This window comes from Ruegeria sp. AE3 (assembly GCF_056542225.1).
Genome location: NZ_JBQFZL010000003.1, coordinates 106965 through 126979, shown reverse-complemented (window position 1 = coordinate 126979; position 20015 = coordinate 106965). Strand labels below are relative to the sequence as shown.

Genomic DNA, 20015 nt, shown 5'->3' with positions numbered 1-20015 from the left:
CGATGACGATTGAAGTTCGTGTTCCCACGCTTGGCGAATCGGTCACCGAAGCCACAGTTGCAACCTGGTTCAAAAAGCCCGGTGATGCGGTCGCCATGGATGAGATGCTGTGTGAGCTGGAGACAGACAAGGTCACCGTCGAGGTTCCTTCACCCGCAGCGGGTGTAATGGGTGAAATCGTGGCAGCCGAAGGCGAAACCGTCGGTGTTGATGCCTTGCTGGCAACGATTGCGGCTGGAGAAGGCGCAGCGCCAGCTGCAGCTCCGGCAGCGGCACCTGCCGCATCGGCCGGGTCGGTTGACGTGATGGTGCCGACACTTGGTGAATCTGTGACAGAAGCAACCGTTTCGACCTGGTTCAAAAAGGTTGGCGACAACGTCGCGCAGGACGAGATGCTGTGCGAATTGGAAACCGATAAAGTCTCGGTTGAAGTTCCCGCACCGACTTCGGGTGTTCTTGCAGAAATCGTTGCTCCAGAAGGTTCGACCGTGGATGCGGCTGCCAAGCTGGCTGTCATCTCCGGAGCAGCCGCTGGTGCAACAGCCGCGCCGGCCCAGGCAGCGGCGGCTGCGCCCGCAGCAACCAGCACAGGAAAAGACATCGCAAACGCGCCGTCAGCCCAGAAGGCAATGGCCGAAGCCGGACTGTCAGCTGATCAGGTCACCGGAACAGGCCGCGACGGTCGCATCATGAAGGAGGACGTGGCCAAAGCCGTTGCAGCAGTTTCGGCCCCGGCACCTGTGGCGGCTGCCCCCACCCCTGTGGCCCAAGCCCCGCGCGCCCCTGTGGCTGCCGAGGACGAGGCACGCGAAGAACGCGTGCGGATGACCCGCCTGCGTCAGACAATCGCCAAGCGTCTGAAAGATGCACAGAACACAGCCGCGATCCTGACCACCTACAACGAGGTGGACATGACGGAGGTCATGGCCCTGCGCAATCAGTACAAGGACCAGTTCGAGAAGAAGCACGGCGTAAGGCTGGGCTTTATGTCCTTCTTCACCAAGGCCTGCTGCCATGCCCTGAAAGAAGTGCCCGAGGTCAATGCCGAGATTGATGGGACCGACATCGTCTACAAGAACTTCGTGCATATGGGCGTCGCCGCCGGTACGCCGCAGGGTCTGGTCGTGCCTGTCATCCGCGATGCGGACAGCATGTCCTTTGCCGCGATCGAAAAAGCCATCGCCGAAAAGGGCAAGCGCGCCCGTGACGGCAAGCTGAGCATGGCTGAGATGCAGGGTGGCACCTTCACCATCTCGAATGGTGGTGTCTATGGCTCGCTGATGTCCTCGCCGATCCTGAACCCCCCGCAGTCGGGTATTCTGGGCATGCACAAGATCCAGGACCGTCCGATGGTCATCAATGGTGAGATCAAGATCCGCCCGATGATGTATCTGGCCCTGTCCTATGACCACCGGATCGTCGATGGCAAAGGTGCCGTGACCTTCCTCGTCCGTGTGAAAGAGGCGCTGGAAGACCCGCGCCGCCTGCTGATGGACCTGTAAGCATGGCAACGCATGTCCTCTGGCAGGCCGATGTAGCCGATTTCAACGCCTGGCTGAAAGTGTTCCGCGAGGACAAACCGATGCGCAAGGCCGCGGGTATCCGCGACCTGCACGTCTGGCGCGACCCCGACCAAAAGGACCACGCTATCGCGATGTTCGAGGTTACAAACCTGGACAAGGCCAAAGCCTTCTTTGGTTCCGAAGAATTGGCAATGCATCACGAGCGGGGCGGAATTGCCCATATCTCGATCAAGCTGCTGGAACCTGTTTGACAAAGACTATTTCCAACCCGCGAAATCGGGTCGGGGAAGCGCCGGATCGTCCGGTCGATTTAGGAGAATGTAATGGCAAATTATGACGTCATCGTAATCGGCGCCGGACCCGGCGGCTATGTCTGCGCGATCCGCTGCGCTCAACTGGGTTTGAAAACCGCCGTGGTCGAAGGGCGCGAAACACTGGGTGGCACTTGCCTGAACGTGGGCTGCATTCCCTCTAAGGCGCTGCTACATGCCAGCCATCAGCTGCACGAGGCCGAGCATAACTTTGCCAAGATGGGCCTCAAGGGCAAAGCGCCTTCGGTCGATTGGAAGCAGATGCAGGCCTACAAGGACGAGGTCATCGACGGCAACACCAAGGGCATCGAATTCCTGTTCAAAAAGAACAAGATCGACTGGCTGAAAGGTTGGGGATCAATCCCTGCCGCAGGTCAGGTAAAAGTGGGTGATGAAGTCCACGTGACCAAGAACATTATCATCGCATCCGGGTCGGAACCATCTTCCCTGCCCGGTGTTGAAGTTGATGAGAAAGTTGTCGTGACCTCGACCGGTGCTTTGTCACTGAACAAGATCCCGAAGAAAATGGTGGTAATCGGCGCGGGTGTGATCGGTCTGGAGCTGGGATCGGTTTACAGCCGCCTAGGCGCTGAAGTTACCGTGATCGAGTTCCTCAAGGAGATCACGCCGGGCATGGACCCAGAGGTGCAAAAAACCTTCCAGCGCATTCTCAAGAAACAGGGCCTGACATTTGTCATGGGCGCGGCGGTGCAGAAAACCGAAGCGACCAAGACCAAAGCCAAGGTCACCTACAAGCTGCTCAAGGATGACAGTGAACATGTGATCGACGCCGACACTGTGCTGGTTGCCACAGGCCGCAAACCCTATTCGGATGGTCTGGGACTGGACGCTCTGGGCATCGAGATGACACCGCGTGGTCAGATCAAGGTTGGTGCCGACTGGCAGACCAACGTGCCGGGCATCTATGCAATTGGCGACGTGACCGAAGGCCCGATGCTGGCGCACAAGGCCGAAGACGAAGGCATGGCCGCAGCCGAGCAGGTTGCAGGCAAGCACGGTCATGTCAACTATGGCGTGATTCCGGGCGTGATCTACACCTGGCCCGAAGTCGCCAATGTCGGTGAAACCGAAGCGACGCTCAAAGAACAGGGTCGTGCCTATAAGGTCGGCAAGTTCATGTTTATGGGCAATGGGCGTGCCAAGGCGAATTTTGCGGCAGACGGGTTCGTCAAGATTCTGGCCGACAAGGAAACCGATCGCATCCTGGGTGCCCATATCATCGGCCCCGGCGCGGGCGATCTGATCCACGAAGTTTGTGTGGCAATGGAATTCGGTGCTTCTGCCGAGGATCTGGCCCTCACCTGCCACGCGCATCCGACGTATTCCGAAGCGGTGCGCGAGGCTGCCCTGGCCTGCGGAGACGGCCCGATCCACAGCTAACACCCCTGACCCCGGCGGCGATCAGCTTGCCGGGGTCAGCCATGCATCCAGATATGTTTCCAGTCTGTCTGTGAACGTTGTCGCTGAATGCAGCGCGCAATATTGTAAGGACATGGCCTGAATGGCAAAGGCCTGCACGCCTTCTGCCAACAGCTCAGATGGTACATCCTTGCGCACCTCTGCGGTTTCAAGCCACATCATCACGACCCGAAAATATCGTTCAAAACAATAGGCAATCGGCCCAATATCTGCGATAGCCGTTGCCCCCGAGTATCTGATCAACAGATCGAACACGTACCGTTCGGACGTCATGAATTCGTGGACCGGTTCCAGCGAAGCGATGATCTCTGGTACCGTTTTGGGTGGAGTTCCGGATTGGGCCAGATCCAGACACGCATTCAGCTTGTCCGCTATCAAGATTTCCATCAGCGCGTCCTTGTCGCGGAAATGCGCAAAGAAGGTCCCCTTGGCAACACCCGCGGCCTTTACAACTTCATCCACCCGCAAAGCTTCATATCCGCCGTGTCGGATAACCTCTTCCGCAGCTGAGAGAAGCTTGGCGCGGGTCTTGATGGTACGTTTCTGGATCGTTTTTTGCATAACGCCCAATCGCACATTTTTTGACCGTGGTCAAATTTTATATTGACCGTGGTCATTTTTTGATTCTATAAACTGACCACGGTCATTTTCAGGAGAACTACAATGCACCCCAAGAAAATCCTCATCCTCGATGGACATCCTGCAGAAAGCAGCTTGTCACGCACATTCGCAGAAACCTATGGCGAGGCAGCCCGCAAAAACGGACATGACGTCCGGATAGTCCATCTGAGCGACCTACAGTTCGATTTTGATTTCGGTCAGGGCAACTATCACGACTTCAAGCCGCTTGAACCGGTTCTGGAACACGTGTTGCAGGACTTCGAATGGAGCGATCATTTGGTCCTGACCACACCTATGTGGTGGGGCGGGCTGCCTGCAAAACTCAAAGGATTGATTGACCGGATGTTCATACCTGGACGGACATTCGACACCCGCAACACGACGATGGCCGGCCTGCCAGCCCCGATGCTGACCGGACGCACCGCGCGCGTTATCCTGACCTCAGATACGCCCGGCTGGTTCATGCGTCTGATGTACAGGCAAGCGCTTATTCGGCAGGTTCGCGGCCAGATCCTCGGGTTTGTTGGCTTCAAACCAACGCGGTTTACGTACTTTTCAGGCGCAAGCTATCCCAAACCGGGCAGCGTTGATCGCTGGATCAAAAAGGTGTCCAGAATCGGAGCCGCCGCAGCTTGACTGAACAGCCGTCCGTTACCTACCACATTGTTTTGGCGGCGCGTGCAGTCCAGTCTTTGTCATATTGCGCGCCGCCCTCTTCACCTTCTGACGCCTCGGACAGAAGCTGCCCAATCGTCGGAAGGTCCTTGCTTTCGTCGCCACAAGTCCAAGTTCGGGCGCGTATCAGTGCACGCGCGCACTGGCTGTAAACTTCATCAATCTGAACAACGATAACCGTCGCCGGAACCTTGCCAGCCTTTTCGAACTGGTTGCGCAATGCCGCGTGTGCGGTCAATCGGGCCGTTCCGTTCACCCGAACGACATTGTCAGAGCCCGGCACAAAGAACATCAGCGAAACGCGCGGGTCCCGAACGATGTTACGCAAGCTGTCCAGGCGGTTGTTTCCCCGCCAGTCGGGCAGCACCAGTGTTTTTGGGTTCAATTCGCGCACAACAGCTCCGTCGTCCCCACGAGGGCTTCCGTCCACACCCTCGGGACCAACTGTACTGAGAATGCAAAGACGCGAGGCTTCAATCCACTTGCGATAGAGCGGAGTTAAGTGTCGAACGACCTTTCGCAACGAAGCAGCACCCGGCGTTCCGTACAACGCCTCGAGATCTTCTACTTTTTCAATGAATTCCATCAGGATCAAACCCCACTTCGCGCATCAATTCGTTCGAGCGTGTTTCTATGACTTCCTCCAACCGAGCGAGGAACTCATCGCGGGCAACACCTGGTTTGATCGGCTCCAGAAAATCTACAATGGCAAGGCCGGGTTTACGCAAAACGCCTGTGCGGGGCCAGAACACGCCAGCATTCGTCGCAACCGGAACGCACGGAAAACCAAGGCCTTCATACAGAATCGCCGTACCAACCTTGTAGGGTTTCTTTGCGCCCGGCGCCACACGCGTTCCCTGCGGATAGATTACCAGCTGTCCAGGTTCAGAAAACTCTTTTGAGACGTCCTTGACCATTTTTGCCACAGCCGCACCGCGCTTGCCTCGATTGACCGGGATACAGCCAAGGCGTCGCGCATACATGCCAATAACGGGTGTGAACAACAGCTCGCGCTTCATGATAAACTTGCCGTGCGGAATGGCGTCGAAAATCATGATGATATCAAGGAACGACTGATGTTTGGCCCCGATGACCACTTCATTCGTCGGGGCATTGCCCCGCACCTCGCAGTGAATACCAACCATCCACCGGGCCAGCCACATGGTGCTTTTGGCGTAGGTTTTACACGCTTTCAGCGCACCGTTTCTGGAAAACAGCGCATAAGGCAGAAACGCGATGCCAAGGATCAGCATCCAGGCATAGATCACAATCATGAAGATGAGGGAACGAACCCACTGAATTGCCATCAACATCAGGAAAGCTCCTTCAACTTGCGTCGGGCTGCGGCCCATGTGGCAACAAAGGCAACGGCTGCCCCAAGGACGGGGATAAGAACCGGCAACACCCAGTCTTTACCCTGAAATCCAACTCCGGTCAGAAATCCGCCCGCGTCCGAAGCTTCGGGCAAAAGCAAGACACCAGTCATTCCCAGCAGGGTCCCAACCGAGGCGCCGAAAAACGCGCGATAGGTAAACCGCCGCACAAAAGCACCTGCGATGAAACCATCCTGCGCGCCAACCAATCGCAGAACTTCGATAATCTGCGCATTGGCCGCAAGTGAGGCGTTGGCTGCAAGGGTAATCATCGCAGCGGTCGCACCGCCAATCAGCAGGATTGATATCCACCCCAGACGACGCAGGGACATCGCAGCATCGACCAGCGGTTCGCGCCATCGCGTATGATCATCCAGAACCGCGCCGGGTACCTCGGCCCCCAATCGCAATCGCAGCCCGAGCGCATCCAGACCGGGTTCGCCCTCGATGATCTCGATCAGCTGTGGGATTGGCAAAGTATCCAACGGCAGGTCCGGCCCGAACCAAGGTGACAGCAACGCGGCTTGTTCATCTGCGCTAAGCGCACGGGCAGACGCGACACCGGGTGTCTGGCTGAGGACGGTCAATGCCGCTTCTGTTTGGGCAGCAAGCTGCTCGGCCGGTGCATTGATGCGTAAGGTTGCGGCGCCTGCCAGTTCCGAAGCCCACCGATCCGCGATGCGGCCAGAGGCGAGGGACAAAGCCAAAGCGAAAACAGCAAGAAATGCCATGGCACCAGCGACAAACAGGGTCAGGTGGGCAGTGTAGCCGGTTGGCGGAACAACGCGGTCAGCACGGGTATCGCCGCGCAGCAGGTTTCGGATATCAGCCCCAGTCACAGGTCTGCCCCCGCCAGATGCAGCTTTCGCTGCGAAATCCGCAAAACACGCGCCTGAACATGGCTTTTTGCAGCTCGGATCAGGCTCAGGTCATGGGTGGCAATCAGAACGGTCTTTCCCATGCGGTTCAGTTCAACCAGAAGGTGCAACAAACGTTGCGACATCTCCCAATCGATATTGCCCGTGGGTTCATCCGCCAATATGACATCGGGCGACAGGATGACGGCACGCGCCAGAGCTGCTCGTTGACGTTCACCGCCGGATAATTCCGGTGGCCGTGCTTCGAGACGTGCACCAAGCCCCACCCAGCTAAGCAGTTCGGTCAGATTGTCTTGCCCGGACGATTCCCCGCGCCCGGACACCATCAGTGGCAAGGCGACATTTTCAGCAAGCGTCATATGGTCAAGAAACTGGCAATCCTGATGCACAACGCCGACACGGCGGCGCAGCACGGCCAGCTGATCCCGATCAAGGGTCGAGACGTCCTGATCAAACACGCTAAGACGCCCTGAGGTCGGCAACAGCGCCCCGTAACACAACTTGAGCAATGTCGTCTTGCCCGCCCCTGACGGCCCGGTCAGAAAATGGAACGACCCTGGCTGTAATTGAACCGAGACATCGCTCAGCAACTCGCCGCCACCGTAGGTATAGCTGACATTTTCCAGCTCGATCACACGTGCCCCCAATATTTTGCCGCTCTTCTTGCCCGAGCAGGTCGACGGTTTCAATGGCTCTACCGAGTCCAATTGGTGACACTTGACCTATGAAACCGAAAACGCCCTTTGCTGTTGGGTCTTAACGGAATATCATCCCTGAAAAAACTATTATCGGCCCTTCACCCGGTCGAGGAGGCAGTATGCGTCTTACATGTCCGAATTGCACTGCGCAGTACGAAGTTCCTGACGAGGTCATCCCCGAGGAAGGCCGCGACGTGCAGTGTTCGAACTGCGATCAAACCTGGTTTCAGGCCAAGCATCCATCCGAGCCGACGGTTGAACCGAACGCGCCCGAGGACAAGCCTGTTGTGGCAGATACACCTGACACCGAGGTCGAGGCCCAGAAGGACGCCGAGCCCGCAGAAAAAACAGCGCCAGAGGTTGAAAAACCTGCTGCATCCACAGGAAATGTTGCCCCATCAGTCGCCAGTATCCTGAAAGAAGAAGCCGCACGAGAAGCAGAGTTGCGCGCGCAGGAAGGCGGCGGCCTGGAAAGCCAGCCCGATCTGGGCCTAGAAGCCCCACCAGAGCCAAAGGTCAGGCCCAAACGCCCTGCAACTTCGGAAACCGCCGTTGATGCCGGGCAAAAGGATGCACTGCCGGATGTCGATGCCATCAACTCGAGCATGCGGTCCGACCCCGCAGAAGATGTGGCGCAGGCGCCCCGCAAGTCCGGCGGGTTCTTGCGCGGTTTTGCGCTGATGCTGATCATCGGCGTGGTTCTGTACCTGATCTACGGGAATGCCCGCCAAATCAGCGAGGCCGTACCGCAGGCCGATCCGCTGCTCAGCTCATATGTGTCGCTGGTGGATCAGGCGCGAATCTGGCTCGAAACTCAGGCAGGATCTGGAGCGCAGAACTGAGAGCTAGAACCGCTCCAGCAACCGCTTGAGGTATTCCAACTCGATCTGGGGACGGTCTGTTTCACCGGTCCGGCGACGGATTTCATCCAGCAACTCGCGGGCCCGGCGATAGACATCTTCGCCTTGCAACAGGTTCTCGTCGGTTGAAATCGAACCCGCAGCACCCGGGTTTCGGCCCAGCGGATCGCGGTTGTTGGCCTGCATGTCGCCGTCTTGTGTTCCCTGCCCCGGTTGGTTCTGCTGTTCCTGCGCCATAGCTTCACCCAGCGACCGCATCCCTTCGCGCAACGCTTCCATCGCTTCGGACTGACGGTCGATAGCTTCGGCGAGATCATCGCCACGCAGGGCCTGCTCGGCCTCGTCCATGGCACGCCCGGCCCGATCCAGCGCTTCGCGGGCGGCGTCACCTTCGGGTGTGCCGACACCGGGCAGTCCTTGTTGCTGGCGACCCAGCTCGTCTCTCAACGCTTGCTGTCGGTCGGCGAGCGAACCTTGCCCCTGCTCACCGTCTCCGGCCTGATCCGAACCTTCACCCTGTCCGCCCTGCCCTTCGTGGCTTTGCCCCCGACCTTGACCACCGTTGCGACCTTCGTTCCCTTGGCTTTCACCTGATTGCGCGCCGGGGTTGAACTGTTCCTGCAAATCACGAAAGGCCTGATCGCTAAGACCCTGCTGTTCGCGCAGGGTTTCGGCGAGACCTTCCATGGCCTGCTGGCCTTCAGATTGCTGCCCTTGGCCCTGACCCTGAGTTACACGCATGTTCTCCATCATCTGCTGGAATTCTTCCAGCGCCTGCTGAGCTTCGGCCATGCGACCTTGTTCCATCAGTTCCTGAATACGGTCCATCATGCGTTGCAGGTCATCCTGCGTCATTTGCAAAGATTCACCATTCTGGCCGGGCTGACGCTCGCCGTCTTCACCATTTTGCTGTGCCAGCCGTTGTAATTGCTGCAGGTAATCCTGCGTCGCCTCGCGCAATTCCTGCATCAACTCCGCTATTTCTTCATCGCTGGCCCCGTTCTTCATCGCTTCGGTCAGACGTTCCTGCGCGCGGCGCATTCGTTCCAATGCATCCGCCAGCGTCCCGTCCTCGATCAGTACGGCAAGGTCCCATAGGGCCTGTGCAATCTCCTCTTGTTGTTTGGGTTTCAACCCGTATCGATGAAAAGTTTCCAATCGCCGCAGAACAACCCGCAGACGCAGATAGGCTGTGTCAGAACGAAACAGTTCCTCAGGGCGGTGCGACACAGCCCTCAGGACTTGCGAGACACGAGGCGCATTGGAACGCGACCAAAGCAAGTCGCGCCTTTGCTCAATCACGGCTGCCGCCAGCGGATCAAAGAAGCGCCGTGCTGGCAATGCCGTCGCATAGGGATCCGAAGACGTTTGCTGATCCGCTGCATCTGTTGCCCTCAAGGTAATCCTGACCGGCAGATGCGCCCACGGATGTTGCGAGAAATCCTCGATCAGGTCTTCGGTGAAATCTGCGCGGTCACCGGTGATCGGCATGGGTAATTCGATTTCGATCACCTCGCGCGGCTCTGGCTCGACCGCCAGTCCGTACCGACGGTCAATCGCCGCCTGATCCAACTCGATCCGGGCCAAGCCTGAAACCACGCCGTAATCATCGCTGGCGGAAAATGGCAGCTTCATCTGCCCGCCCGCTTCAGACTCGGCGGTTCCGGAAACCGCGATCTTCGGAGCCGCGTCATCAATGACCAGCACCGACCAGTCCTGCCCCGCCGGTCCATCTATGCGCAACTGACCCGAGCGTTCGGCGACAAACTCCAGTTCCGGGTCTGTTGCCGCCTCGGTTCCGCTGGCAGAACTGCTCTCGGTCAGACTATGTGCGCCGACCTCACCGTACAGTCTCAAGGTGATGCGACTGCCCTTGGGAACAGAAAGCGCCGCCCCCGTTTGGTCGGCAAGATATAAGGTCGGCAAACCTGTGTATCTGGGGGGTTCCACCCATCCTTCCCAAGTTGGACCCTGTCCAGCCACGGCCGTGCCCGGGGTCATGTCCGCCACTGAACCCACACGCCACAACGATCCAAAGATCAGCGCCACAACAAATGCCAGCAGAGCGGCATAGCGCAACGCATACGGGTCGCGCGACGCAAGCCGAAGATCTGGTTTCACAGCCTCAGCAGTGGCCGCACGCTGTGCCATGCGGGCTTTGTGCGCCTGCCACAAGGCAACCGAGTCCCCATCGTTGGCACCGATTGCCTGATCATCGAGCAAAGCCTGAATCGGTCGACCGGGCAGAGCCTCATCCAGCCGCGCCAGCGCATCAGCGCGGGACGGCAGTTTGAATTTCGTGACACCCCGGACAGATGCTGCACCAAAAGATATCAACGACAGCGCACCAGCACCCCAGACAATTTCAACGGGCAGATGATCCTGCAACCCCAGCATCAGAGCGGCGAGCAAAGCCAGAACAATCGAGAACGCAGGCCAGAACGCGCGCAGCACCTGTTCAGCCACCATACCGAGATGGGTTAGCCACAGGGACAGGCGCGGAATGGGCAGGTTCGTTCTGTTGGTCAAGACGGGCCTCCGGGACGGGCCCGCGCGGTTATCGCGTCAAAGCCACGATGGTATGGTATCGCGGTTTATGATTTCGTCAAAGCTTGGCCGTTCACGAATGACTGCAAATTGATCGCCATTCACCAGAACTTCGGGGATCAACGGGCGGGTGTTGTATTCGCTGGACATCACCGCACCGTATGCACCCGCGCTGCGAAATGCGACCAGATCACCCGATTTCAGCGGCGGCATATTGCGCTGCTTGGCAAAGGTATCCCCGGATTCGCAGACCGGACCGACAATGTCGTAAGGGCGCTGTTCCACACCGGCGACAGGTTCCTGCACCGAAACGATATCGTGGTAAGCTTCGTACATTGCGGGGCGGATTAGGTCGTTCATCGCCCCATCAAGGATCAAAAAGTCGCGACCTTCGCCTGATTTCACATAGATCACCTTGCTGACCATGATCCCGGCGTTGCCCGCGATCAGGCGTCCGGGCTCAATCTCGATCTCACAGCCCAGATGGCTCAGAGTTTTCTTGACCAGCGCACCATATTCAATCGGCAATGGGGGTGCGTTGTTCGACCGGGTGTAAGGAATGCCCAGACCACCACCCAGATCGAGACGCCGAATGTTGTGACCTTCAGAGCGGAGGCGTTCGGTTAGCTCGGCCACCTTTGTGTAGGCCAGCTCATACGGTTCAAGTTCGGTCAGTTGCGAGCCAATATGAACGTCGATGCCGATCACCTCCAGCCCCGGCAGGCTGGCGGCGTGGGCGTAAACTTCCGAGGCGCGGGCAATCGGAATGCCAAACTTGTTCTCAGACTTGCCGGTGGCAATCTTAGCGTGCGTCCTGGCATCGACATCCGGGTTCACCCTGACGGTGATCGGCGCTATTACGCCAAGATCAAGCGCAATGGCGTTGATCACTTCCATCTCGGGCTCGGACTCGACGTTGAACTGGCGAATGCCACCGCTCAGCGCTATGCGTATCTCGTCCGCTGTTTTCCCCACACCTGAGAACACGATTTTGTCACCGGGAACACCAGCCGCCTTCGCCCGCAGATATTCTCCACCCGAGACCACGTCCATCCCAGCGCCTGCTTGGGCCAATGTCTTAAGGATCGCCTGATTGCTGGCCGCTTTCATCGCGTAGCAGATCAGATGATCGGTGCCGTCCAACGCGTCATCGAACAGTTTGAAATGCCGCAACAATGTAGCCGTGGAATAGACGTAGAACGGTGTTCCAACCGCGGCTGCAATTTCGGAGACGGGGACATCCTCGGCGTAAAGCGCGCCGTCGCGGTACAAAAAGTGATCCATGCTTGCGCGCTTAGACCATAAAAGGACTTCGGATCAATGGATTCCGTATCCTTGGTCCCGGTTTAGTTTTGAGTTGAAACACCAACTCGGCCATAGCCCGAGATAGAAATGCCGGTGCCCGATTGTTTTGGTTCGGCCGCAGGTTCCGGGCGTCGCGCTGACGAAGGCTCACAGGCCGCCAAAACCGCAAGTGCACAAACCAGTCCCAGAATTCTCATCTCAATACCATTCCTTTGTGTGACAGGTGATCGATACGCGCGCGCAACATGAGGTGTCAGGACCGGAGGCGCAACACGCAAAGGGGTCAGAATCCAAGATAAATGCCCAGCGGCCCGCGACTTAGGCCGACACCTCCGCCGACATACGCACCGCTTGATCCAACCCCGATTGTGGCACTGACCGCGGGCTGAGGGGCAGTTGGTTGGTCAGGCTCGCCATCAGCCCCGCACCCGGCCAGTACCAGGCCGGAAACCGTAATCAGGATCGCACGTAGCGCGGTCGTCATACCATTGCCTTCCATCGTTCGATCTGGACCCGCACCTGATCGGGGGCGGTACCGCCGTAGGACTGGCGCGAGTTTACCGAATTGTCGACGCCAAGGACAGAGTAGACGTCATCCGAAATTTCACCATGGACCGATTGCATATCGTCCAGTGTCAGGTCGGGCAGGTCACAACCCTTACCCTCGGCCATGGCCACCAGTGATCCGGTGACGTGATGCGCATCCCGGAACGGCAGGCCCAGCACGCGTACCAGCCAGTCGGCCAGATCCGTCGCGGTCGAGAAACCCGAGCCGGCGGCGGCGGCAAGGCTGTCGCGGTTGGCGGTCATGTCCTTGACCATCCCTTCCATCGCCGCCAGCGCCAGCATCCAGTTGTCGGCGGCGTCAAAGACCTGTTCCTTATCTTCCTGCATGTCCTTTGAATAGGCCAGCGGCAGGCCCTTCATCACCATCATCAGCGCGGTGTTGGCCCCATAGATGCGCCCAACCTTGGCGCGGATCAGTTCAGCTGCATCCGGGTTCTTTTTCTGCGGCATGATCGACGAGCCGGTCGAAAACCGGTCGGACAGGGACACGAAACGGAACTGGGCCGAAGACCAAATCACCAATTCCTCGGCAAAACGCGACAGGTGCAAGGCGCAGATCGAGGCGGTCGACAGGAATTCCAATGCAAAATCGCGGTCGCTGACGGCATCCAGCGAGTTGGCGGCGGCGCGATCAAAGCCCAACGCCCGCGCTGTCATATGGCGGTCGATGGGGAAGGATGTGCCTGCCAGCGCGGCAGCCCCCAACGGGGATTCGTTCATTCGGGCACGGGCGTCGCGGACTCGGCTCAGGTCGCGGCCAAACATCTCGACATAGGCCATCATGTGATGCCCCCAAGTTACGGGTTGCGCAGTTTGCAGATGGGTAAAGCCCGGCATGACCCAATCGGCGCCTGCTTCGGCCTGCGCCAAAAGCGCGCGGATCAGGGCCAGAATACCGGACTCCGCCGCATCAAACTGATCCCGGACCCACAGTTTGAAATCCGTCGCCACCTGATCGTTACGCGAACGCCCTGTGTGCAAACGGCCTGCCGGCTCGCCAATGATCTCTTTCAGCCGCGCCTCGACATTCATGTGGATGTCTTCCAGCGCGGTCGAAAACTGAAACGTGCCGCTCTGGATTTCTGACAAAACGGTGAGCAGCCCTTCCCGAATGGCCTGCGCATCACTATCACTTATGACGCCTGTGGCAGCCAACATGGCCGCATGGGCGCGCGAGCCTGCGATGTCCTGGGCTGCCATCCGCTGATCGAACCCGATCGAGGCATTGATCGCCTCCATGATCGCGTCTGGACCGGCGGCAAAGCGGCCGCCCCACATCTGGTTCGAGGATTGATCGGTCATGTAAGAAAACCCGGAGTTGATATGCGCCTAATTCGTTTGATCCCCCTTTATATGGCCCTTGCGCTGGGTGCAAACGCCGCTTTTGCGACCGATGCAGAAACGCTGGCTCCTCTGCGGGAAGACAGCCTGAAACGTCTGATCCTGCACGAGGAGCCCAAACCGGCAAAAGTGATCGAGTTTCAGCGGGAAGATGACGGGGGTGTCGGCACGCTGGCCGATTATGAGGGTAAGTATGTTCTGCTGAACTTCTGGGCCACCTGGTGTGCCCCCTGCCGCAAAGAAATGCCGCAGATCTCCGAATTGCAGGACGAGTTTGGGGGTGACAAGTTTCAGGTCCTGACCCTTGCCACAGGCCGCAACTCGCCAGCAGGAATCAAGAAGTTCTTTGAAGAGAATGGCATCTCCAACCTGCCGCGTCATCAGGACCTCAGCTCGGCTGCCGCGCGCGAGTTTGGCATCATCGCGTTGCCCATCACGGTCATTCTGAATCCCGAAGGTCAGGAAATCGCGCGGCTGATCGGTGATGCTGAATGGAACTCGGATAGCGCGAAGGCGATTATCTCGACGCTTGTTGGCGCAGAAAACTGAGGAATTAGCCTTAATATCAGCAAATCTTGATTTCCTCCGGGCATTCAACTCGGAGGATTTTTGATGAATTCTATTGCAGGAGTTGCCGCGATGGCGGGTGTTTTTTGGATGGCCACCGATGCTGCTACCACCAAAGATGTACGCAAGAGAGGCAAGGGAGATCAAGTAACCTACATGATCTCCGACTAGTATTCCTGCTTGTCGGATGGCTGCGATCAAAGCCTTGGTTTTGGAACACAGCTGACGCGACGCCACCTTTGACAGTGTTTCGACTCCTTTGCACTCTGCGCTAAGGAGGACGGAATGCCGCTGGAAATTCTATTGGTGTTGGTCGTTGGGGGCATAGCCGGGATTACGCTGTTGCTGCATCTGACAGGCAAGTCGCGGTTGCATGTGCTGACGCCGGACACGGCGCCACGCCAGTGGCTCCGGCATTTTCCCGATGACACGGTGATCGACGTGACAATCGCCCATGACGGTCACGCGGCGCTGGTGCGGACACAGAATGGGGCCGGGTTGATCTGGTCCTTCGGGGCCGACACCGTTGCGCGGCAACTCCAGGATTTCGACTGGCTTGAGACTGCCAATGGCATCGAAGTTCGGTTTCACGACTTCAGCTCCCCACGCGCGACCCTTCACCTTGACCAGACCGAACGCCAGCACTGGCAACACTTGATGAGGCCCGCATGACAGACCAGGTAAGCTTCCCCGATGCGGTGCAATGGGCCGTCCCGTTTTTCATCGCTGCTATTCTGGCAGAATTCCTGTGGATCGCAGTCAAAGGCAAAGGCGGTCGGTATGAAACGCGCGATGCGGTGACCTCGCTGATCATGGGGGCCGGGAACATCGCGTCGGGCTTTTTGCTGGGCTTTATCGCCTATGCGTTTTTCATGTGGCTTTGGCAGATCACTCCTCTGGATCTTGGCACGTCAATTCCCGTTATCATTCTGTGCTTTGTTCTGGATGATCTTCGCTATTACTGGGTACATCGTTTTGGGCATCGCATTCGCTGGGTCTGGGCCAGCCATGTCAACCACCACAGCTCGCAGCACTACAATCTGACCACAGCGCTGCGGCAAACTTGGACCTATACCTTTACGTTCATGATGGTCGTTCGCGCGCCGCTGATCCTGCTGGGTTTCCATCCGGCCATGGTTCTGTTCGTTGGCGGATTGAACCTGATCTATCAGTTCTGGATTCACACCGAGGCCATCGGCAAGATGCCCCGATGGTTTGAGGCGGTCATGAATACCCCCAGCCATCATCGCGCGCATCACGGCCGAAACGCACGGTATCTGGATTGCAATTACGCCGGAGTTTTCATCATCTGGGACAAGATGTTCGGGACATTTGTGCCTGAACAGGAAAACGACCGGGTCGATTACGGGCTGGTTCACAATATCGGCACCTTCAACCCTTTGCGCGTTGCGTTTCACGAATGGGTCGGCATCTGGCACGACGCCACGCAGCCCGGCCTGACACTGCGGCAACGTCTGGCCTATTGTTTCGCACCGCCGGGTTACAGCCACGACGGCAGCCGCGACAACTCGGAACAGATAAAAGCTAAGCACCTGGCTCGCCACCCCGAGGACCGGGGAACGCCCGGATTTGAGCAGGTCGACAAGATCCTGCCGAAAGGACAGGCGGAACAGGCCTGACACAGCTGTCAGGCCCCACTACGACTTGAACTCCAGCCTTTGCACGCCATATCGGTCATTGAATGTGGCGCATAGTTGAGCGAGGGGCGGCATGAAACGTTTGGCAACCATTTCGACCTTCGTCGGGTTATTTGGCCTGTTGCTGGCCATGCTTGCCGCGCTCGGCAGCTTTGTTGGCACGCTGATCGCACTGGGATTTGTCCTGATGATTCTGGGTGCGACAGGAGCCCTTCTTGGAGCCGCGGTATCACTGGCCCGTGCCGGACAGTCCGCGCGCTGAAACCGCATTAAGCAACTTCTTCTGACGCTTTAACCGCAGATTCATCTGTTTGCCCCGAAACTGTGTCAAAACACCTGTTTCGGACACAAGAGAATCTGCGCCTATGGGAAACAAAAAGCTCGCCAATCTTCCCGAAGGGTTGGACACCCCTTTGAATGCAGCAGTGTCAACACGGGATCGTTCGGTGGTTCAGATGGCAACCGATGCTGTGAAGCACAAGCAATGTCGGTTGGCCTTTCAGCCAGTTGTTCAGGCGCACCCGCCGCATGGCATCGCGTTTTATGAAGGGTTCATTCGCGTGATGGATGAAACAGGGCGTGTTATACCCGCCCGCGAATTCATGCCGCAGGTTGAAAACACCCCGATCGGACGTGATCTCGACTGCGTCGCGTTGGAACTTGGTCTGCGCACGTTGGTGAAGAACCCCCAGATCCGCCTGTCGATCAACATGTCCGCCCGCTCGATCGGTTATTCCAACTGGTCCGGTATACTGGACCGGTTTCTGAAACGGGACCCGCAGCTGGGCGAACGGCTGATCCTAGAAATCTCCGAAAGTTCTGCCATGCAGGTGCCTGAATTGGTGGTCGACTTCATGGACCGCCTTCAGGATCGCGGCATCGCCTTTGCGCTGGACGACTTTGGTGCCAGCAATTTCAGTTTCCGCCACTTTCGCGAGTTTCTGTTCGACGCCGCCAAGATCGATGGTCAGTTTATCAGGGGCATCAGCAACAGCCCCGACAACCAGGCTTTGGTGCGGGCCCTGATTGCCGTGGCGCGTGAGTTTGAAATTCTGGTCACTGCCGAATCGGTCGAAACTCAGAAGGATGCGGCATTTTTGCTTGAAAGTGGCGTGGATTGCATGCAGGGTTTTCTGTTTGGCGCGCCCAGTGTTTCACCCCCGTGGAAACAGGAAAAAATTTCAAAAACAGCAAGTTGACCCGTGGGTGATCGACATTTTTCCGCCATTTCCCAAGCTGAGACAAGCTGCCCGTTGCTGCAAGTGCAGCATTACGCTATTGCAGAAGTACTTGAGCGGGGGATAACGGGGCGCTCTTGTTTCGAGAGGGAAACTCTCGGCCTGCGCCGTCAGACATTCCGCCAGACAATGACGGTAAAGGACTGATCATATGACCAACGTAGTAATCGCATCCGCCGCACGAACAGGTGTCGGCAGCTTTAGTGGTTCGTTTGCGAACACCCCCGCACATGATCTGGGCGCGGCCGTCCTGGAAGCAGTTGTTGAGCGCGCCGGGATTGAAAAAGGCGAAGTCAGCGAAACCATCTTGGGTCAGGTGCTGACTGCGGCTCAGGGGCAGAACCCGGCTCGGCAGGCGCATATCAACGCCGGTTTGCCGCAGGAAAGTGCCGCCTGGGGAATCAACCAGGTTTGCGGCTCGGGCCTGCGAGCCGTCGCATTGGGCGCTCAGCACATCCAACTCGGCGATGCCGAAATCGTCGCCGCTGGCGGTCAAGAAAACATGACCCTGTCGCCCCACGCAGCTGCCCTGCGTGCCGGTCACAAGATGGGTGATATGAAGTATATCGACACCATGATCCGCGATGGTCTGTGGGATGCCTTCAACGGTTATCACATGGGTCAGACGGCGGAAAATGTTGCCGAGAAATGGCAGATCAGCCGCGACATGCAGGATGAATTCGCTGTTGCTTCGCAGAACAAGGCCGAGGCGGCGCAAAAAGCCGGCAAGTTTGTCGACGAAATCGTGCCCTTCACCATCAAGACCCGCAAGGGTGACATCGTGATGGACAAGGACGAATATATCCGCCACGGCGCTACAATGGAAGCCATGGCAAAGCTGCGCCCCGCCTTTACCAAGGACGGATCGGTCACAGCTGCAAACGCTTCGGGCCTGAACGACGGCGCCGCCGCAACCCTGTTGATGTCGGCTCAAAACGCAGAAAAGCGCGGAATCGAACCTTTGGCTCGCATCGCGTCCTACGCAACTGCCGGGCTGGACCCGTCGATCATGGGCGTTGGCCCGATCTACGCTTCGCGCAAGGCATTGGAAAAAGCAGGTTGGTCCGTCGACGATCTGGACCTGGTTGAAGCCAACGAAGCCTTTGCCGCGCAAGCCTGCGCAGTGAACAAAGACATGGGCTGGGACCCGTCGATTGTGAACGTGAACGGCGGCGCAATTGCCATCGGCCACCCGATCGGTGCATCAGGTTGCCGCGTTCTGAACACGCTGCTGTTCGAAATGAAGCGCCGCGACGCAAAGAAAGGTCTGGCCACTCTGTGCATCGGCGGCGGCATGGGTGTCGCCCTGTGTGTGGAGCGCGACTAAGTGCGTGAATAACCAAATAGAAAAGGGCGTCCACGGGACGCCCTTTTTTGTTAAACTGGGGTCGTACCCCTTAGATGCGACGATATTGCCATCCGAAATAAACACCTTAACGACGAAACAATATTGCGCACAAGCATCTCTCAAAGTAACAGCATTACCAAGGCGACTAAAATTGGAGGAGTCCTAAATGGCACGTACAGCACTCGTTACCGGCGGTTCCCGCGGCATTGGCGCAGCAATTTCCAAGGCGCTCAAAGCCGAAGGATATAACGTTGCGGCCACCTATGCAGGGAATGACGAAGCCGCCGCGAAATTCACCGAAGAGACCGGCATTAAGACCTACAAGTGGAACGTCGCAGATTATGACGAATCCAAAGCAGGTATCGAAAAGGTTGAGGCCGAGGTTGGCCCCATCGATATCGTTGTCGCCAACGCTGGCATCACCCGTGATGCACCTTTCCACAAAATGACACCCGATCAGTGGAAAGACGTGATCGACACCAACCTGACCGGCGTGTTCAACACTGTGCACCCTGTCTGGCCTGGCATGCGCGAGCGCAAGTTTGGCCGTGTCATCGTCATCAGCTCCATCAACGGTCAGAAGGGCCAGTTCGCTCAGGTGAACTATGCTGCGACCAAAGCTGGCGATCTGGGCATCGTGAAATCTCTGGCACAGGAAGGCGCGCGGGCGGGCATCACGGCCAACGCAATCTGCCCCGGTTATATCGCAACCGAGATGGTGATGGCGGTGCCTGAAAAGGTACGCGAATCGATTATTGGCCAGATCCCTGCCGGTCGTCTGGGCGAGCCTGAAGAGATTGCACGCTGTGTGACCTTCCTGGCCTCGGACGAATCTCAGTTCATCAACGGCTCGACCATCTCGGCCAACGGTGCTCAGTTCTTCGTCTGATCCAGGCTTGTGAACAAAAAAACGGGCCGGCCCCTTTGGACCGGCCCTTTCTGATCCCGTAAGAACGCGCGCGCTGCGATCAGCGGGAACCCAATACCCAATTCCACATCTGCCGGACCACCTTGCCACGCTCTTCATGAGCGCGCAGGATCGCCACTTGGGCGGCGGGATTTGTT

The 20015-nt window shown here is 57.8% G+C and carries 21 protein-coding genes; 12 read left to right on the top strand and 9 right to left on the bottom strand.

Annotated elements, in window-relative coordinates; genetic code table 11:
- Positions 1–2: 2 nt before the first annotated feature.
- The 3 genes from odhB to lpdA all read left to right on the top strand — a co-directional run bounded on the left by odhB (position 3) and on the right by lpdA (position 3235).
- Positions 3–1502 carry a 2-oxoglutarate dehydrogenase complex dihydrolipoyllysine-residue succinyltransferase gene (gene odhB, locus ACR0NZ_RS09295; protein WP_480518439.1) on the top strand — a complete coding sequence of 500 codons (1500 nt, stop codon included), beginning with the start codon at positions 3–5 and terminating at the stop codon, positions 1500–1502.
- Between the two features lie 2 nt (positions 1503–1504).
- A complete protein-coding gene (locus ACR0NZ_RS09290; RefSeq protein WP_480483134.1) occupies positions 1505–1774 on the top strand; it encodes a hypothetical protein in 270 nt (89 codons plus the stop codon).
- Positions 1775–1846: 72 nt separating this feature from the next.
- The gene (lpdA, locus tag ACR0NZ_RS09285; protein WP_480518437.1) at positions 1847–3235 is read left to right on the top strand and encodes a dihydrolipoyl dehydrogenase; all 1389 of its coding nucleotides are present in this window, start codon (positions 1847–1849) and stop codon (positions 3233–3235) included.
- A 21-nt stretch (positions 3236–3256) separates the two neighbouring features.
- On the opposite strand, the gene ACR0NZ_RS09280 is transcribed toward lpdA, so the two are convergent.
- Entirely contained in the window at positions 3257–3835 is a 579-nt protein-coding gene (locus ACR0NZ_RS09280) for a TetR/AcrR family transcriptional regulator (protein ID WP_480475070.1), read from the bottom strand.
- A gap of 102 nt (positions 3836–3937) precedes the next feature.
- On the opposite strand from ACR0NZ_RS09280, the gene ACR0NZ_RS09275 reads away from it, so the two are divergent.
- The gene (locus tag ACR0NZ_RS09275) at positions 3938–4531 is read left to right on the top strand and encodes an NAD(P)H-dependent oxidoreductase (protein WP_480518435.1); all 594 of its coding nucleotides are present in this window, start codon (positions 3938–3940) and stop codon (positions 4529–4531) included.
- Positions 4532–4550: 19 nt separating this feature from the next.
- Here ACR0NZ_RS09275 and ACR0NZ_RS09270 read toward each other — a convergent pair whose 3' ends face one another.
- Genes ACR0NZ_RS09270 through ACR0NZ_RS09255 form a run of 4 tightly spaced genes read right to left on the bottom strand, consistent with a single transcriptional unit; the run spans position 4551 to position 7456 of the window.
- A complete protein-coding gene (locus ACR0NZ_RS09270) occupies positions 4551–5156 on the bottom strand; it encodes a pyridoxamine 5'-phosphate oxidase family protein (protein ID WP_480518433.1) in 606 nt (201 codons plus the stop codon).
- Positions 5143–5883 carry a lysophospholipid acyltransferase family protein gene (locus ACR0NZ_RS09265; protein WP_480518431.1) on the bottom strand — a complete coding sequence of 247 codons (741 nt, stop codon included), beginning with the start codon at positions 5881–5883 and terminating at the stop codon, positions 5143–5145. The genes ACR0NZ_RS09270 and ACR0NZ_RS09265 overlap by 14 nt, the downstream gene beginning before the upstream one ends.
- A complete protein-coding gene (locus tag ACR0NZ_RS09260) occupies positions 5883–6782 on the bottom strand; it encodes a cell division protein FtsX (RefSeq protein WP_480518429.1) in 900 nt (299 codons plus the stop codon). The genes ACR0NZ_RS09265 and ACR0NZ_RS09260 overlap by 1 nt, the downstream gene beginning before the upstream one ends.
- Positions 6779–7456: a cell division ATP-binding protein FtsE gene (locus ACR0NZ_RS09255; protein WP_480476894.1), complete on the bottom strand. Its 678-nt coding sequence runs from the start codon at positions 7454–7456 to the stop codon at positions 6779–6781. Before ACR0NZ_RS09255 ends, ACR0NZ_RS09260 begins: the two co-directional genes overlap by 4 nt.
- 182 nt (positions 7457–7638) lie before the next feature.
- On the opposite strand from ACR0NZ_RS09255, the gene ACR0NZ_RS09250 reads away from it, so the two are divergent.
- The gene (locus ACR0NZ_RS09250) at positions 7639–8361 is read left to right on the top strand and encodes a zinc-ribbon domain-containing protein (RefSeq protein ID WP_480475061.1); all 723 of its coding nucleotides are present in this window, start codon (positions 7639–7641) and stop codon (positions 8359–8361) included.
- 3 nt (positions 8362–8364) lie between these two features.
- On the opposite strand, the gene ACR0NZ_RS09245 is transcribed toward ACR0NZ_RS09250, so the two are convergent.
- The 4 genes from ACR0NZ_RS09245 to argH all read right to left on the bottom strand — a co-directional run bounded on the left by ACR0NZ_RS09245 (position 8365) and on the right by argH (position 14100).
- Positions 8365–10848 (bottom strand): TIGR02302 family protein, encoded by a 2484-nt coding sequence (locus tag ACR0NZ_RS09245; RefSeq protein ID WP_480518636.1) that lies wholly within the window; start codon positions 10846–10848, stop codon positions 8365–8367.
- 96 nt (positions 10849–10944) lie between these two features.
- Positions 10945–12210, bottom strand: a complete 1266-nt coding sequence (lysA, locus tag ACR0NZ_RS09240; protein ID WP_480518427.1) for a diaminopimelate decarboxylase — start codon at positions 12208–12210, stop codon at positions 10945–10947.
- 304 nt (positions 12211–12514) lie between these two features.
- Entirely contained in the window at positions 12515–12715 is a 201-nt protein-coding gene (locus tag ACR0NZ_RS09235; RefSeq protein WP_480518426.1) for an argininosuccinate lyase, read from the bottom strand.
- A complete protein-coding gene (gene argH, locus ACR0NZ_RS09230) occupies positions 12712–14100 on the bottom strand; it encodes an argininosuccinate lyase (RefSeq protein ID WP_480518424.1) in 1389 nt (462 codons plus the stop codon). The genes ACR0NZ_RS09235 and argH overlap by 4 nt, the downstream gene beginning before the upstream one ends.
- A gap of 21 nt (positions 14101–14121) precedes the next feature.
- On the opposite strand from argH, the gene ACR0NZ_RS09225 reads away from it, so the two are divergent.
- The 7 genes from ACR0NZ_RS09225 (at position 14122) to phbB (ending at position 19839) form a co-directional block, all read left to right on the top strand.
- The gene (locus ACR0NZ_RS09225) at positions 14122–14688 is read left to right on the top strand and encodes a TlpA family protein disulfide reductase (protein ID WP_480518422.1); all 567 of its coding nucleotides are present in this window, start codon (positions 14122–14124) and stop codon (positions 14686–14688) included.
- A 303-nt stretch (positions 14689–14991) separates the two neighbouring features.
- On the top strand, positions 14992–15378 hold the full coding sequence (locus tag ACR0NZ_RS09220; protein ID WP_480518420.1) for a hypothetical protein: 387 nt from the start codon (positions 14992–14994) through the stop codon (positions 15376–15378).
- Entirely contained in the window at positions 15375–16346 is a 972-nt protein-coding gene (locus ACR0NZ_RS09215) for a sterol desaturase family protein (RefSeq protein WP_209506579.1), read from the top strand. Before ACR0NZ_RS09220 ends, ACR0NZ_RS09215 begins: the two co-directional genes overlap by 4 nt.
- A gap of 91 nt (positions 16347–16437) precedes the next feature.
- Positions 16438–16626, top strand: coding sequence for a hypothetical protein (locus ACR0NZ_RS09210; RefSeq protein ID WP_480518417.1), 189 nt, complete (start codon positions 16438–16440; stop codon positions 16624–16626).
- Between the two features lie 103 nt (positions 16627–16729).
- Complete coding sequence (locus ACR0NZ_RS09205; RefSeq protein WP_480518415.1) at positions 16730–17563, top strand: EAL domain-containing protein; 834 nt, start codon at positions 16730–16732, stop codon at positions 17561–17563.
- 190 nt (positions 17564–17753) lie between these two features.
- The gene (locus tag ACR0NZ_RS09200) at positions 17754–18929 is read left to right on the top strand and encodes an acetyl-CoA C-acetyltransferase (protein WP_209506585.1); all 1176 of its coding nucleotides are present in this window, start codon (positions 17754–17756) and stop codon (positions 18927–18929) included.
- Positions 18930–19116: 187 nt separating this feature from the next.
- Positions 19117–19839: an acetoacetyl-CoA reductase gene (gene phbB / locus ACR0NZ_RS09195; RefSeq protein WP_209506587.1), complete on the top strand. Its 723-nt coding sequence runs from the start codon at positions 19117–19119 to the stop codon at positions 19837–19839.
- The last annotated feature ends 176 nt before the right edge of the window (positions 19840–20015 follow it).